The following is a 14,661-nucleotide window of genomic DNA, read 5'->3' as shown; positions in this document are numbered from 1 at the left end:
GAGCTGCTGCAGCTCCGCGCACCGGTGCCCGCCGCGCCCGACCCGGCGGCCCCCGACCGCCTGCCCGACGGCGTGCGCGCGTTCGAGCCCGCCGACGCATCCGCGGTGCTCGCCCTCAACGCGGCCGCGTTCGCCCACCACCCCGAGCAGGGCCGCATGTCGGCCGACGACCTCGCGGCGCGCATGGCCGAGCCCTGGCACGACGACGCGAACCTCGTGGTGCTGCCGGGCGAGGGCGGGCTCGACGGGTTCGCGTGGGTGAAGCCGGCAGGCGACGTCGCCGAGCTCTACGTGCTCGGCGTCGCGCCCGGCCGGCAGGGCGCGGGCATCGGCCGGCGGATGCTCGAGGCCGCGTTCGCGCGGATGCGCGCGGTCGGCGCGACCACGGCCCACCTGTACGTCGAGGGCGACAACGAGGCTGCGCTCGCGCTGTACCGGGGGGCAGGATTCTCGCAGTGGGCGATCGACGTGCGATGGCGGCACGGCGCGTTCACCTCGGGTTGAGAGGATGGCGCCATGACCGACGGCACCGCGACCAGCGCCCAGGCGGCGGAGGAGACGCTGCGCGAGCGGCCCCTCCACGCGTTCGAGCAGGAGCACAGCTTCCACGACGCGAACGAGGCCGACTTCGGGGACTACGACGCCGAGTCGAGCTGGTCGGCCGAGATGCAGGGCTCCCCCACCGAGGACGGGCTGCCCGCCGATCGGTTCCTCGATCGCGAGCTCTCGTGGCTCGCGTTCAACGAGCGGGTGCTCGAGATGGGCGAGGACCCGCGGGTGCCGCTGCTCGAGCGCGCGAACTTCCTCGCGATCTTCGCGTCGAACCTCGACGAGTTCTTCATGGTGCGGGTCGCGGGCCTCAAGCGCCGCATCACGACCGGGCTCGCCGTGCCGACGAACGTGGGGCGCTCGCCGCAGGAGCTGCTCGACGCCGTCGTGCAGCGCGCGCACGAGCTGCAGCTGCGGCACGCGATCGCCGCGCGCGAGTCGTTCCAGGGGGATCTCGCCGAGGCGGGCATCCACATCCTCCGCTGGGGCGAGCTGACCGACGACGAGCGCGATGCGCTCTCGGCGCGGTTCGAGGCCGAGGTCTTCCCCGTCCTCATGCCGCTCGCGGTCGACCCCGCGCATCCGTTCCCGTACATCTCCGGGCTCTCGCTCAACCTCGCGGTGCGCGTGCGCGTGCCGGGCGAGGAGGAGTCGCAGTTCGCGCGCCTCAAGGTGCCGGCGGTGCTCCCCCGCTTCCTCGAGCTGCCCCGCGGCGCCGCGGGCGAGCAGCGCTTCCTGCCGCTCGAGGAGCTCATCGCGAACAACCTCGACGAGGTGTTCTCGGGCATGGAGATCATCGACCACCACGTGTTCCGCGTCACGCGCAACGAGGACGTCTCGATCGACGAGGACGACACCGAGAACCTCATCAAGGCGCTCGAGCAGGAGCTCTCGCGCCGCAAGTTCGGACCGCCCATCCGGCTCGAGGTCGCGGAGGACATCGACCGCGACACGCTCGAGCTGCTCGTCGACGAGCTCGGCATCACCGAGCACGAGGTCTACCGGCTGCCCGGGCTGCTCGACCTGACCGGCCTCTTCCAGCTCGCGGGCATCGACCGGCCCGACCTGCAGTACACGAAGCGGGTGCCGGTGACGGCGGCGGCGTTCCTGCCGAACGACCAGGACGAGCAGCCCGACCTCTTCGCGGCGATCACGCGCAAGGACGTGCTCGTGCACCACCCGTACGAGTCGTTCGCGACGAGCGTGCAGGCGCTGCTCGAGCAGGCCGCCGACGACCCCGACGTGCTCGCGATCAAGCAGACCCTCTACCGCACCTCCGGCGACTCCCCCGTGGTCGCGGCGCTCATCCGCGCCGCCGCGGCCGGCAAGCAGGTGCTCGCGCTCGTCGAGGTGAAGGCGCGCTTCGACGAGCAGGCGAACATCCGGTGGGCGAAGCAGCTCGAGCGGGCGGGCGTGCACGTCGTCTACGGCATCGTCGGGCTCAAGACCCACTGCAAGCTCATGATGATCGTGCGCCGCGAGCAGGGGCGGCTGCGCCACTACTGCCACATCGGCACCGGCAACTACAACCCGAAGACGAGCCGCATCTACGAGGACTTCGGGCTCTTCACCGACAACGACCAGGTGGGGCGCGACATCACGCGGCTGTTCAACGAGCTCTCCGGCTACGCGAAGGAGAAGTCGTTCGCGCGCCTGCTCGTCGCGCCGCGCCACCTGCGCAAGGGGCTCCTCGACCGCATCGAGCGCGAGACCGCGGCCGCCAAGGCCGGCCGCCCCGCGCGCATCCGCTTCAAGATCAACTCGATCGTCGACGAGCAGATCATCGACGCGCTCTACCGCGCGAGCCGCGCGGGCGTCGAGGTGCAGGTGTGGGTGCGCGGCATCTGCTCGATCAAGCCGGGCGTGCCGGGGCTGAGCGAGAACATCACCGTGCGCTCGATCGTCGGCCGCTACCTCGAGCACTCGCGGGTGTTCGCGTTCTGGAACGACGGCGCCGAGGAGGTGTTCATCGGCTCGGCCGACATGATGCACCGCAACCTCGACCGCAGGGTCGAGACGCTCATCCAGCTCACCTCGACCGAGCACATGCGCGACATCCAGCAGCACTTCGACCGGGCCATGTCGCCGCAGACCGCCTCCTGGTGGGCGGAGCCCGACGGCAGCTGGACGCGGCGCTTCTACGCCGAGGACGGCGCGCCGCTCGACGACCTGCACCGCGATCGCATGATCCAGGTGCAGCGGCGGAAGCGCGCGGGCCGGTGAGCAGCGGCCCGCAGGGTGCCGCAGCGCCCGTGCTCGCGGCGGGCGCGCTCGTGTGGCGGCGCGGCGCGCGCGGCGGCGTCGAGGTGCTGCTCGTCGAGCGCACCCAGCACCGCGACCTGTCGCTGCCCAAGGGCAAGCTCGACCCGGGCGAGTCGCTGCCCGAGTGCGCGGCGCGCGAGATCGCCGAGGAGACCGGCTGCCGCATCGCGCTCGGCGCGCCGCTCGGCACGAGCGAGTACCGGCTCCCGGACGGCCGCGACAAGGTCGTCTACTACTGGCAGGCCGAGCTCGACGACGACCGCGAGCACGAGCCGTTCTCGCCGAACGACGAGATCCGCGCCCTGCACTGGCTCGGCCTCGAGGCCGCCAAGCGCGCGTGCACGTACGCGCACGACGCGGCGGTGATCGAGCGCTTCGAGGAGCGGCTCGAGCGCGGCCACGAGCGCACCTTCCCGATCATCGCCGTGCGGCACGGCAAGGCCGCCGACCCGTACTCGTGGGACGGCGACGACGAGGCTCGGCCGCTCACCGACCGGGGCCGCCGGCAGGCCCAGTCGATCGCGGGCGGCATCGCGGCGTTCGGGCCCGAGCGCATCCTCTCGTCCGCCGCGCTCCGCTGCGTGCAGACGGTCGAGCCGCTCGAGGAGCGCACGGGCATCCGCGCGAAGCCGCGCGTCGACCTCAGCCAGGAGGCCTTCGACTCGCGCGAGGCGGTCGCCCGCCGCGTCGCGAAGGCGGTGCGCAAGCGGCGCGGCACGGTCCTGTGCAGCCACGCGCCCGTGATCCCCGACATCGTCTCGGCGGTCGTGCACGAGACGGATGCGGCGGAGACCGAGCGCACGCACCGCGCGTCGATGCTGCACACGGCGGAGTTCACCGTGCTGCACGTGAGCGCGGGCGAGGAGCCGTCGCTCGTCGCGCTCGAGACGCACTGCCCGCCCGCGACCTGACCCCGAGCTCCGGCCAGCGGGCACGGGGCAAGGACGGATGCGGCTGCCGCCGCCCAGCAAGGAGAGAGGCCGGGTGGCCGGCGCCTCCTCCTTGCTGCGTGCTGCGATCAGCCGAAGCGGCCGGAGACGTAGTCCTCGGTCGACTGCACGGACGGGTTCGAGAACATCTTGGTCGTCTCGTCGTACTCGATGAGCTTGCCGGGCTTCCCGGTGCCCGCGATGTTGAAGAAGGCGGTCTTGTCGGAGACGCGGCTCGCCTGCTGCATGTTGTGGGTCACGATCACGATCGTGTACTCCTGCTTGAGCTCCTCGATCAGGTCCTCGATCGCGAGCGTCGAGATCGGGTCGAGGGCCGAGCACGGCTCGTCCATCAGCAGCACGTCGGGGCTCACCGCGATCGCGCGGGCGATGCAGAGGCGCTGCTGCTGACCGCCGGAGAGGCCGGAGCCGGGGATGCCGAGCCGGTCCTTGACCTCGTTCCACAGGTTCGCGCCGCGCAGCGACCGCTCGACCAGGTCGTCCTGGTCGCTCTTCGACATGCGGCGGTTGTTGAGCAGCACGCCCGCGAGCACGTTCTCGCGGATCGTCATCGTCGGGAACGGGTTCGGGCGCTGGAACACCATGCCGATCTGGCGGCGCACGTTCACCGGGTCGACGCCGGGGCCGTAGAGGTTCGCGCCGTCGAGCAGGATCTCGCCGTCGACGTAGGCGCCGGCGATCACCTCGTGCATGCGGTTGATCGTGCGCAGCACGGTCGACTTGCCGCAGCCGGAGGGGCCGATGAAGGCCGTGACCGAGCGGGGCTCGATCTCGAGCGAGACGCCCTCGACGGCCTTGAAGGCGCCGTAGTAGACGTCGAGGTCGTTGATCTCGATGCGCTTGGACATGGGGTTACCTTCCGGCCTTCGGTGCGAAGAAGTGGGCGATCAGCCGCGCGACGATGTTGAGCAGCATGACGATGAGGATGAGCACGAGCGCCGCGGTCCACGCTCGGTCGAAGTACGCCTGCTCCTGCACGCCCGGGCTGACGTACTGGTTGTACGCGAACACCGGCAGCGTCATCATGCGGCCGTCGAACACGTTGTAGTTCATGTTGGTGGTGAAGCCCGCGATGATGAGCAGCGGCGCGGTCTCGCCGATGACGCGCGCGATCGCGAGCGTCACACCGGTCACGATGCCGGCGAGGGCGGTGGGCAGCACGACCTTGGCGATCGTCAGCCACTTCGGCACGCCGAGGGCGAGCGACGCCTCGCGCAGGTCGTTCGGCACGAGCTTCAGCATCTCCTCGGTCGAGCGCACGACCGTCGGGATCATGAGGAGGCTCAGCGCCACCGCGCCGCCGAAGCCCGATCGCACGCCCTCGCCGGCGAACAGCGCGAAGAGCGCGTAGGCGAACAGGCCCGCGACGATCGACGGGATGCCGGTCATGACGTCGACGAAGAAGGTGATGGCCTGGGACAGGCGACCCTTGCCGTACTCGACGAGGTAGATGGCGGTGAAGATGCCGACGGGCACCGAGATGATCGCCGCCCACAGCGTCACGAGCAGGGTGCCGACGATCGCGTGCAGCACGCCGCCGCCCTCGCCCACGATGTTGCGCATCGTGTAGGTGAAGAACTCGACGTCGAAGCGGTGCATGCCGTTCGCGATGACCGTGACGACGAGGGAGACGAGCGGGATGAGCGCGAGCAGGAAGGCTCCCGTCACGACCCCGGTCACGAGCCGGTCCGTCGCCTTGCGGCCGCCCTCGATGAGCTGGCTCACGACCGTGATCGCGACCAGGTAGAGGATGAAGCCGATCACGGCGGTCGCGACGATGCTGAACCGGCTGCCGGAGGCGCCCGCGACGAGCGCGGCGATCGCGGCGCCGACGAGGAGGGCGCCGCCCAGGATCGCCCAGGGGCTCCAGGTCGGCAGCTGGCCCGCGGTGAGCGGGTTCTCGGCCTGCCGGCGCGCGGGCGCGGGAGCGGAGGTCGTGGTGGTCATGGTCTAGCGACCTCCGTCGACGGTCGTCTTCGCGATGATCCACCGCGAGATGGCGTTGACCAGCAGCGTGATCGCGAAGAGCACGAGGCCGGAGCCGATGAGCATGTTCACCGTGATGCCGTGGGCCTCGGGGAACCGGAGCGCGATGTTCGCGGCGATCGTCGAGGGGTTCTGCGAGCCGACCACGACGAACGTGACCGCGCCGGCCGACGCGAGCACCATCGCGACCGCCATGGTCTCGCCGAGCGCGCGGCCGAGGCCGAGGATGGAGGAGGCGATGATGCCGGAGCGGCCGTGCGGCAGCACCGCCATCCGGATCATCTCCCAGCGGGTGGCGCCGAGCGCGAGCGACGCCTCCTCGTTGAGCCGCGGCGTCTGCAGGAAGATCTCGCGGCACAGCGCCGTGATGATCGGCAGCACCATGACGGCGAGCACGATCGCGGCGGTGAGGATCGTCCGGCCGGTGCCGGACGCCGGCGGCGTGAAGAGCGGGATCCAGCCGAGGTTCTGCGCGAGCCACGTGTACGCGGGCTGCATGAACGGGGCGAGCACGGCGATGCCCCAGAGGCCGTAGATCACGGAGGGGATGGCGGCGAGGAGGTCGATCGCGTAGCCGAGCACGGATGCGACGCGCCGCGGCGCGTAGTGCGTGATGAAGAGCGCGATCGCGATCGCGATCGGCACCGCCATGAGCATCGCGAGGAAGGAGGACCACAGGGTGCCGAAGGTCAGCGGCCACACCCAGGCCCAGAAGCTGTCGTCCTCGGGCAGCGGCCCGATGAGCGCGGGCACGGCCTGCGCGACGAGGAAGATGGCCACGCCCGCGAGCGCGAGGAGGATCAGCACCCCGGCGGTCGTCGAGACCGCCTTGAAGATGACGTCGGCGGGACGGTTGGGAGCGGCGGCTCTCGTCGTCGCAGCCGGTGCGGCGGTGGTCATGGGGCTCCCAGCGATTCGGAGTCGGTCCATCGGAAGCGTCCGGCCGGGGCGAGGATCGCCCCGGCCGGACGGGTGCAGCGGCAGCTGCGGGGTCTCAGACCAGTATGACTACTTGATCGTCTCGAGGACCGCGTTGATCTCCTCGCGGAGGTCGTCCGAGATGGGCGAGTTGCCGGCGTTCTCCTGCGCGGCGAGCTGGCCCTCCTCGGAGGCGACGTACGAGAGGTAGGCCTTGACGAGCTCGCCCGTCGCGGCGTCCTGGTACTCGGTGCAGGCGATCGCGTACGAGATGAGGACGAGCGGGTACACGCCGGCCTCGGTCGTGGTGCGGTCGAGCTCGACGGCGATGTCGCCCTCGTGGCGGCCCTCGACGCGCGGCGACGCGTCGACAGCAGCGGCAGCGGCCTCGGCCGAGAACGGCACGTACTCCTCGCCGACCTTGAGCGCGACGGTCCCGAGGTCGCCCGCGCGCGACGCGTCGGCGTAGCCGATCGTGTTGGTGCCGTTGGTGACGGCGTCCACGACGCCCGAGGTGCCCTGCGCGCCCTCGCCGCCGTAGGCGGCCGGCCACGTCTCGAACACGCCCTCGGTCCAGTCGGACTCGGCGGTCGCCGCGAGGTACTCGGTGAAGTTCTCGGTGGTGCCTGAGTCGTCCGAGCGGTGCACGGCCGTGATCGGCGCGTCCGGCAGCGTGACGTCGGGGTTCTGCGAGGCGATGGCCTCGTCGTTCCAGTTGGTGATCTGGCCCGAGAAGATCTTGGCGATCGTCGACGCGTCCATGTTGAGCGAGTCGACGCCCTCGACGTTGAAGATGACGGCGATCGGGGAGATGTAGACCGGCAGGTCCACGGGGAGGGTGTCGGCGACGCACGCGCCGAACTCGCCCGCGAGCTCCTCGTCCTTCAGGAACGCGTCCGAGCCGGCGAAGGCGACGCCGCCCGCGATGAACTGCTCACGACCCGCGCCCGAGCCGGCGGGGTCGTAGGTGACGTTGACGTCAGGGTTCTCGGTCTGGAAGCCCGCGATCCAGGCCTCCTGCGCCGCACCCATGGACGAGGCGCCGGCACCGGCCAGGTCGCCCGAGAGGGTCGACTCCGGAGCGGACGAGCCCTCGGGCGCCTCGTCGGCGGCGGGCTCGTTGGCTGCGCAGGAGCTGAGCAGGATGGCACCTGCAGCGGCGACGACCGCGGCGCGGCCGAGCTTCGTGAACTTCACGGTGTTCCCTTCGGAAGGTTGGTGCAGGGCTGGGGAACCCTGGTTCGGCGCGCACTCGCACGCCGCCCTCAACGCTAGGGAGCGCGGGTTTCCCGAACCCCGCCGCCAGGTGAACAGAGGGTGAACGCCGACGCGGTGCGAGCCGGGAAGGGCCCGCGGAGACGCGAGTGCCGGGCCGCGAACGCCTCTCGGCGGAAGGCCGCTCGCAGCGGCGAATATTGGAGCCCGGGGTTACGCGGCCCGGCCCTCCCAGGGTAGCGATCGAGCCCGCGACATGCCGGGAGATGCGCTCGCCGCGAACACGACCGGAGGGACCACCCCTGCCGTCGCTCGGCCGCGTCAGCGCACGTCGACGACCACGTCCTCGACCTCGGGCTGCCCGTAGGTCGAGCGCACGACGACGAGCTCCGGCTCGACGCCCTCGGGCAGCTGGACGATCGCGCGCGCACCCGAGAACGCGTCGCCCTCGGCGTAGGAGATGTCCTCCTCGGCCGTCACCTGGATGGTGTCGACCCAGTGGTACTGGTTGCCGTCGTCAGCGATGACGGAGATGTCGAACAGGTCGATGAACGAGAGGGCGCCCTCGACCCGCTGGGCGTCGAAGAGGACGGCGATGAAGCGCGTGCCGCTCGCGGGGTCGCCGGACTCCATCGGCGGGTTCTCCTCGATGCCCGCGACGGCGAACGACCAGCTGTCCCCCGCCCCGTCGTCGACCGTGACCGACTCGCCCAGACCGGTGTTCGCGGTCGCCGGCTCAGCCGGCTGCGGGTCGGCCGGCTGCGGCTCGACCGGCTGCTGCGGGTCGACCGGCGCCTGCGGCGCAGGCGGAGCCTCCGGGATCGCGGGCGGCATGGGCAGGCAGCCGGTGAGGCCGACGACGGCGGCACCGAGCACGAGCGCGACGGCGAGCGGACGACGTGACATGGCGAGCTCCTGATCCTGGTCGCGACCGCATGCGCCGACCGCGGCCAGCCTACGCGGCGCGCGTCACGCGAGGGCCTCGTCGCGCCACATCCGCGCGCACACGCGCAGGTCGTCGGCGATGTCGGTGAGCGCGGCGGCGAGGCGGGTCCGCTCGCGGGCGCGATCCGGATGCGTCGGCTCGTCGGCGTGCGCGGCCTCGACGGCTCCCGCAGCGGTGACGACGGCGAACGCGGCGGCGCGGTCGAGGGCGAGCGCGAAGTCGCCGGCGAAGAGGCCGCGGAGGATCGTCTCGGTGAGCGCCCGGAGCTCCGCGGGGCTCGCCGGCGCCGGCACTCCCGCGACGACCGGCGCGGCCGTGTGCAGCGCATCCGCCCCCTGCTGGTAGAGCACCGCCGCCTCGTCGGCGCGCTGGCTCACGAGCGCGTGCAGCAGGTTGACGCGCCAGAGCGCGCCGGGCAGCGAGTGGGGCCGCGCGTGCGACCAGAGCTCGGCGACGGTGTCGATGCCGTCCTCGCGCGCCATGATCAGGATGCGCTCGACGACCTCGGGATCCGCGCCCGCGCGCACGCGCGCGAGCAGCGCCTGCGCGGTGTCGCTCGCGAGCTGCAGGCGCAGCACGGGGTCGACGTCGCCCTCGACGCGCTCGAACCATTCGTTCGAGAAGCGCGTGGGGCGGTGGAAGTCGTCGGCCATCGCATCCATTGTCGCCGACCCGGCTGGGCGCGGCAGGTGCGGATCAGGTCGTCCGGGCGATCGCGGAGGGCAGCTTCGGCGCGAGCCGGTGCCACAGCTCGATGAGCGCGCTCGCGACGAGCCCGAGCGCGACAGCCCAGCCGAGCACCTCGAGCGGCGGCAGCTGGAAGGCGAAGAAGTCGCGGACGAAGGGGACCGTCACGGCGAGCGCGAGCCCGCCGACCATCGCCGCGACGATGAGCGCGCGCACGGGCGTGAACGGGCGGCACGCGATGCCGAGCACCCAGAGCCCGCTCACCGTGAGCGTGAAGACCGCCGCGGTCTGCACCTGCCGCTCCTCGAGCCCCATGCCGCGCGCGAGCAGCGTCGTGGCGAGCACCGAGAGCGCGATCGTGACGCCCGACGGCACGGTGAAGCGGAGGCTGCGGAACAGGAAGCCGGGCACGTAGCGGGTCGCGGCGGGCATGAGCGCGAGGAAGAACGCGGGGATGCCGATCGTGAGCCCGTCGGTCGCCGAGAGCTGGCGCGGCAGGAACGGGTACTGCATCAGGAGCGCGCCGAACAGGAGCGCCATCGTGAACGCGTAGGTCGTCTTCGTCAGGAAGATGCGCGAGACCCGCTCGATGTTGGCGATCACCTGCCGCCCCTCGTCGACGACGTGCGGGAGGTGCGAGAAGCGCCCGTCGAGCAGCACGAGGCGCGCGACGGCCTTCGTCGCCGGCGCCCCCTCCCCCATCGCGACGCCCAGGTCGGCCGTCTTGAGCGCGAGCGCGTCGTTGACGCCGTCGCCCGTCATCGCGACCGTGCGGCCCGCCGCCTGGAGCGACTCGACGATCGCGCGCTTCTGACCCGGCGTCACGCGAGCGAGCACGTGGTGCTCGGCGAGCACCGCCGCGAGCGCCTCCGGCTCGACCGGCAGGCGGCGCGCGTCGAACGCGTCGCCCTCGAGCGCCATGCCCACCTGGCGCGCGACCGCGCCCACCGTGCGCGGGTGGTCGCCCGAGAGGATGCGCACCTCGACGCCCTGCTCCCGGAAGTACTCGAGGGTCGCGTGCGCGTCGTCGCGCACCCGCTCGCCGAACGCGAGGAGCGCGACCGGCTCGAGCTGCGGCAGGTCGTGCCGCTCCGCCTCATCAGGGGTCATGGGATGCGGTGCCCGGCCGAGCACGAGGGCTCGGCGCCCGAGGGCGGCGACGTCGAGCGCCCGGTCGGCGGCGGCGCCGGTCGCATCGTCGCCGAGCACCGACTCCGGCGCACCGAGCACCCACGTGCCCCGCGCCGCGCCGTCCGCGAACGCGACTGCGCTCATCCGCCGCGACGACGAGAAGCCGATCACCGCGCTCGGGCGCAGCCCCGGATCCGGCAGCACGCGGCGCAGCGCGAGCGCGGTGGGGTTCGCGTTCTCGTCGTGGCCGAACCAGCCGAGCGCCGAGAGCCACGCGCCCGTAATGCCGTCGAGCGCCCGCGCGGGCACCGCATCCGCCACCTCGCCGTGCTCGCCGACCGGCGCGGCGTCGAGCAGCTCGATGTCGCCCTCGGTGAGCGTGCCGGTCTTGTCGAGGCAGATGACGTCGACGCGCGCGAGCCCCTCGACCGCGGCGAGCTCCTGCACGAGCACCTGGCTGCGCGCGAGCTTCACGGCCGCGACTGCGAACGCGATCGAGGTCATGAGGATGAGCCCCTGCGGCACGGACGCCGAGATCGCGGCGATCGCGAGCACGACCGCGTCCTCCCACTCGCCGCTCGCGATCGCCGCCTCCCAGCCGCCGCGCGCCTGCATCTGGCCGTTGAGCACGATCGCGATGAGGGGCACGAGCGCGATCGAGATCCACCGCACGACCCGGTCGAGCGCGTGCCGCAGCTCGGAGTGGACGAGCGAGAAGCGCCGGGCCTCGGCTGTCAGGCGCGCTGCGAACGAGTCGCCGCCGACGCTCGTGAGCTGCACGGACGCGGACCCCGACGAGACGGCCGAGCCCGACAGCACCCCTTCGCCCGCGTGCTTGAGCTGCGGCTCGGACTCGCCGGTCAGGAGCGACTCGTCGAGGTCGATGCCCTCGGTCGCGACGATCACGCCGTCGGCGGGCACCTGGTCGCCGCGGCGCAGCAGCAGGATGTCGTCCTGCACGAGCTCCTCCATCGCGACGTCGCGCTCGACGCCGCCGCGCAGCACGCGGCTGCGCGAGACGTGCAGCAGCGCGAGCCGGTCGAGCTTGCGCTTCGCGCTGTACTCCTGCACCACGCCGATGATGACGTTCGAGAGGGCCGCGAACGAGAACAGCGCGTCCTGCCAGCGCCCGAGCAGGAGCAGCACCGCGGTGCAGACCGCGATGACGAGGTTGAAGAGCGTGAAGAGGTTCGCGCGCAGGATCGAGGCGAGCGACCGGCTCGACGCGTGCGCGAGCCGGTTCGCGCGACCGTCGCCCAGCCGCTCGGCCACGTCCGCATCGCTGAGGCCGACGGCCCGGTCGGTCGTCGTGAGGAGCCGCTGGCGGTCGGGCTCGCCTGCGGCGGCGCGGTCGGCGGATGCGCGGGGCTGGGCGGCCACGCGCGCGGGCGTGCTGGAGGACATGCGGCTCCATCGGTACGGGAACGGCTCAACTCTGGCGGATGCGGGCGCCCGGTGACAGGGCGGAGGCCCGAAGATCCGCCTAGCGGTTGACCCCCGCGGCGGCCGACCACGGTCGCGGCCGCCGCACGCGCCTATCCTGGATGCGCGGGCCTGTAGCTCAGTCGGTAGAGCGTCGGACTTTTAATCCGCTGGTCGTGGGTTCGAGCCCCACCGGGCCCACCAGTTCGGCACAGCGCCGGACTCTTCATCCGCTGGTCGTGGGTTCGAGCCCCACCGGGCCCACCAGTTCGGCACAGCGCCTGACTCTGCATCCGCTGGTCGTGGGTTCGAGCCCCACCGGGCCCACCAGTTCGGCACAGCGCCGGACTCTTCATCCGCTGGTCGTGGGTTCGAGCCCCACCGGGCCCACCAGTTCGGCACAGCGCCTGACTCTGCATCCGCTGGTCGTGGGTTCGAGCCCCACCGGGCCCACCAGTTCGGCACAGCGCCGGACTCTTCATCCGCTGGTCGTGGGTTCGAGCCCCACCGGGCCCACCAGTTCGGCACAGCGCCTGACTCTGCATCCGCTGGTCGTGGGTTCGAGCCCCACCGGGCCCACCAGTTCGGCACAGCGCCGGACTCTTCATCCGCTGGTCGTGGGTTCGAGCCCCACCGGGCCCACCGCATCCGCTCGTCGTGCGGCCGCGCTCAGAACGCGACCTCGATCGTCGGGTTCGCCTCGACGACCTCGCGCACCTCGTCGCTCGAGAACGCCTCGATGAGCGCGGCGGTGGCCTCGGAGTCCGCGTCCTCCTCGCGCACGACGAGGTGCAGCGCGAACCTGTCGTCGAGCTCGGTGATGAGGCCGTCGTCCTCGGGGCTCAGCCCGAGCGCGGCGATGTGCGACGGCCACTGGAAGACGAGGTCGGCCTCCTCGTACGCGGCGTTCAGCGAGCTGATCGGCACCTGCAGGAACTCGAGTCCCTTCGGGTTCTCGGCGATGTCGTCGACCGTCGCTGCGTAGGGATCGACGGCGGGGTCGAGCGCGATGAGCCCCTCGCTCGCGAGCAGCTTGAGCGCGCGGCCGGTGTTCGAGGGGTCGTCCGGGATGGCGACCGTCGCGCCGTCGGGCAGGTCGGCGATGTCGTCGAGCGTCTTCGAGTAGAACGCGATGACGAAGTTGTAGACGGGCTGCACGGCGGTGAGCGTGCCGTCGTTGCCGGCGTTGAACGACTCCATGTAGGGCACGTGCTGCGAGAAGTTCGCGTCGACGTCGCCGTCGTCCACGATCGTGTTCGCGGTGACGTAGTCGGAGACCTCGACGAGCTCGATCTCGTAGCCCTCCTCGATCGCCTCGGCCGCGGCGAGGACGACGTCGGTCATGGGGCTCTGGACCGCGGCGACCTCGAGCGTGACCGTCTCGACGGCAGCGTCCGTCGTGGCGGGCGCGGGCTGCGACGCGCAGCCGGCGAGCAGCAGGGCGGCGGCGAGCGCGGGCGCGAGGGCGCGGGTGGCGGTGCGGGACATGCGGGTTCCTTCTCTTGAGGGGGGATGGATCGGATCAGCGGCGGTCGAGCCGCGTCGAGATGCGGTGGCCGAGCGCCTGGAGCGCGAGCACGCACACGACGATGACCGCGATCGTGAGGACCATGAGGGCGTCGTCGTACTCCTGGTAGCCGTAGCGCATCGCGAAGTCGCCGATGCCACCGCCGCCGACGACGCCGAGCACCGTGGAGTACGACAGCAGGCTGATCGCGGCCGAGGTGAGCGCGTAGACGAGACCGGATCGCGCCTCGGGCAGCAGCACCCGCCACACGGCCTGCGGCACGCTCGCGCCCATCGCGAGCGCCACGAGCGAGATGCCCGGCGGGATCTCGCGCAGGATCTGCTCGACGAGGCGGGCGTAGACCGCGACGGCCACGAAGCACAGCGGCAGGGTCGCGGCCTGCGTGCCGAAGCTCGTGCCCATGACCGCGCGCGTGAAGGGGATGAGGAACACCACGAGCAGCAGGAACGGGAAGGAGCGCACGACGTTGATGTAGAGGTTCGCGACCGACCACGTGGGGCGGTGCTCCGCGATGCCGCCGCGCTGGGTGAGGAAGACGGCCATGCCGAGCGGGAGCCCGATCAGCACGGCCGCGACGAGCGAGACGGCGAGCATGTAGCCGGTCTCGGCGAGCGCCTCGAGCATCTCGGCCCCGTGCTCGTCGAGCAGCTGTGAGAGCCACGTCACGAGCGCAGCTCCCGCAGCACCTGCTCGCGATAGGTGGGGAGCGAGCGGTAGTCGCGGCGCGCGACCGGGAGCAGCTCGCGCAGCGCGCCGCGCTCGAGCAGCGCCGCGCGATCGCAGATCGCCTTGACGACGTCGAGGTCGTGCGTCACGACGACGACCGTCGCGCCGAGCTCCTCGCGCGCCCTCGCCAGCACGCGCAGCACGTCCGCGGTCGTGGAGGCGTCGAGCGACGACGTGGGCTCGTCGCACAGCAGCAGCGGCGGCCGGGCGACGAGCGCGCGCGCGAGCCCGACGCGCTGCCGCTCGCCCCCGCTCAGCTGGGCCGGGTAGCGGTCGGCGCGGTGGCCGAGCCCCACGAACTCCAGGATCTCGTCGACCGCCTCGCGGCGCTGCTCTCGCGG

The 14,661-nt window shown here is 72.0% G+C and carries 13 protein-coding genes and 5 tRNA genes; 8 read left to right on the top strand and 10 right to left on the bottom strand.

Annotated elements, in window-relative coordinates; all coding sequences use genetic code 11:
* From NWP09_RS07300 to NWP09_RS07290, 3 genes are all read left to right on the top strand, one after another.
* Positions 1 to 504 (top strand): GNAT family N-acetyltransferase (locus NWP09_RS07300; protein ID WP_258274865.1); only part of this gene is annotated, 504 nt, incomplete at its 5' end.
* A 12-nt stretch (positions 505 to 516) separates the two neighbouring features.
* A complete protein-coding gene (locus NWP09_RS07295) occupies positions 517 to 2,772 on the top strand; it encodes an RNA degradosome polyphosphate kinase (RefSeq protein WP_258274864.1) in 2,256 nt (751 codons plus the stop codon).
* Entirely contained in the window at positions 2,769 to 3,722 is a 954-nt protein-coding gene (locus NWP09_RS07290; protein WP_258274863.1) for an NUDIX domain-containing protein, read from the top strand. Before NWP09_RS07295 ends, NWP09_RS07290 begins: the two co-directional genes overlap by 4 nt.
* Before the next feature lie 107 nt (positions 3,723 to 3,829).
* On the opposite strand, the gene pstB is transcribed toward NWP09_RS07290, so the two are convergent.
* The 7 genes from pstB to NWP09_RS07255 all read right to left on the bottom strand — a co-directional run bounded on the left by pstB (position 3,830) and on the right by NWP09_RS07255 (position 12,048).
* On the bottom strand, positions 3,830 to 4,609 hold the full coding sequence (pstB, locus tag NWP09_RS07285) for a phosphate ABC transporter ATP-binding protein PstB (protein WP_258274862.1): 780 nt from the start codon (positions 4,607 to 4,609) through the stop codon (positions 3,830 to 3,832).
* Between the two features lie 4 nt (positions 4,610 to 4,613).
* Positions 4,614 to 5,708, bottom strand: a complete 1,095-nt coding sequence (gene pstA / locus NWP09_RS07280; protein WP_258274861.1) for a phosphate ABC transporter permease PstA — start codon at positions 5,706 to 5,708, stop codon at positions 4,614 to 4,616.
* Between the two features lie 3 nt (positions 5,709 to 5,711).
* Positions 5,712 to 6,647 carry a phosphate ABC transporter permease subunit PstC gene (pstC, locus tag NWP09_RS07275; protein ID WP_258274860.1) on the bottom strand — a complete coding sequence of 312 codons (936 nt, stop codon included), beginning with the start codon at positions 6,645 to 6,647 and terminating at the stop codon, positions 5,712 to 5,714.
* Between the two features lie 108 nt (positions 6,648 to 6,755).
* The gene (locus tag NWP09_RS07270; protein WP_258274859.1) at positions 6,756 to 7,862 is read right to left on the bottom strand and encodes a phosphate ABC transporter substrate-binding protein PstS; all 1,107 of its coding nucleotides are present in this window, start codon (positions 7,860 to 7,862) and stop codon (positions 6,756 to 6,758) included.
* Between the two features lie 339 nt (positions 7,863 to 8,201).
* The gene (locus NWP09_RS07265) at positions 8,202 to 8,786 is read right to left on the bottom strand and encodes a hypothetical protein (RefSeq protein WP_258274858.1); all 585 of its coding nucleotides are present in this window, start codon (positions 8,784 to 8,786) and stop codon (positions 8,202 to 8,204) included.
* A gap of 63 nt (positions 8,787 to 8,849) precedes the next feature.
* The gene (locus tag NWP09_RS07260; protein WP_258274857.1) at positions 8,850 to 9,479 is read right to left on the bottom strand and encodes a DNA-directed RNA polymerase subunit beta; all 630 of its coding nucleotides are present in this window, start codon (positions 9,477 to 9,479) and stop codon (positions 8,850 to 8,852) included.
* A gap of 43 nt (positions 9,480 to 9,522) precedes the next feature.
* Positions 9,523 to 12,048 (bottom strand): HAD-IC family P-type ATPase, encoded by a 2,526-nt coding sequence (locus NWP09_RS07255; RefSeq protein WP_258274856.1) that lies wholly within the window; start codon positions 12,046 to 12,048, stop codon positions 9,523 to 9,525.
* A gap of 146 nt (positions 12,049 to 12,194) precedes the next feature.
* Here NWP09_RS07255 and NWP09_RS07250 point away from each other — a divergent pair.
* The 5 genes from NWP09_RS07250 (at position 12,195) to NWP09_RS07230 (ending at position 12,708) form a co-directional block, all read left to right on the top strand.
* A tRNA-Lys gene (locus tag NWP09_RS07250) sits at positions 12,195 to 12,270 on the top strand.
* A tRNA-OTHER gene (locus tag NWP09_RS07245) sits at positions 12,261 to 12,333 on the top strand. Before NWP09_RS07250 ends, NWP09_RS07245 begins: the two co-directional genes overlap by 10 nt.
* Before the next feature lie 53 nt (positions 12,334 to 12,386).
* Positions 12,387 to 12,459: transfer RNA gene (locus NWP09_RS07240), tRNA-OTHER, on the top strand.
* Positions 12,460 to 12,512: 53 nt separating this feature from the next.
* Positions 12,513 to 12,585: transfer RNA gene (locus NWP09_RS07235), tRNA-OTHER, on the top strand.
* A gap of 53 nt (positions 12,586 to 12,638) precedes the next feature.
* Positions 12,639 to 12,708, top strand: a tRNA-OTHER gene (locus tag NWP09_RS07230).
* A 27-nt stretch (positions 12,709 to 12,735) separates the two neighbouring features.
* Here NWP09_RS07230 and NWP09_RS07225 read toward each other — a convergent pair.
* The 3 genes from NWP09_RS07225 to NWP09_RS07215 all read right to left on the bottom strand — a co-directional run.
* Positions 12,736 to 13,554, bottom strand: a complete 819-nt coding sequence (locus tag NWP09_RS07225) for a MetQ/NlpA family ABC transporter substrate-binding protein (protein WP_258274855.1) — start codon at positions 13,552 to 13,554, stop codon at positions 12,736 to 12,738.
* Positions 13,555 to 13,588: 34 nt separating this feature from the next.
* Complete coding sequence (locus tag NWP09_RS07220; RefSeq protein ID WP_258274854.1) at positions 13,589 to 14,260, bottom strand: methionine ABC transporter permease; 672 nt, start codon at positions 14,258 to 14,260, stop codon at positions 13,589 to 13,591.
* Positions 14,257 to 14,661 (bottom strand): ATP-binding cassette domain-containing protein (locus NWP09_RS07215; protein WP_258274853.1); only part of this gene is annotated, 405 nt, incomplete at its 5' end. The genes NWP09_RS07220 and NWP09_RS07215, both read right to left, overlap by 4 nt.

This window comes from Agrococcus sp. HG114 (assembly GCF_024723325.1).
In the GTDB taxonomy this organism is placed as follows: domain Bacteria; phylum Actinomycetota; class Actinomycetes; order Actinomycetales; family Microbacteriaceae; genus Agrococcus.
This window is presented reverse-complemented; position numbering and strand designations above follow the sequence as displayed.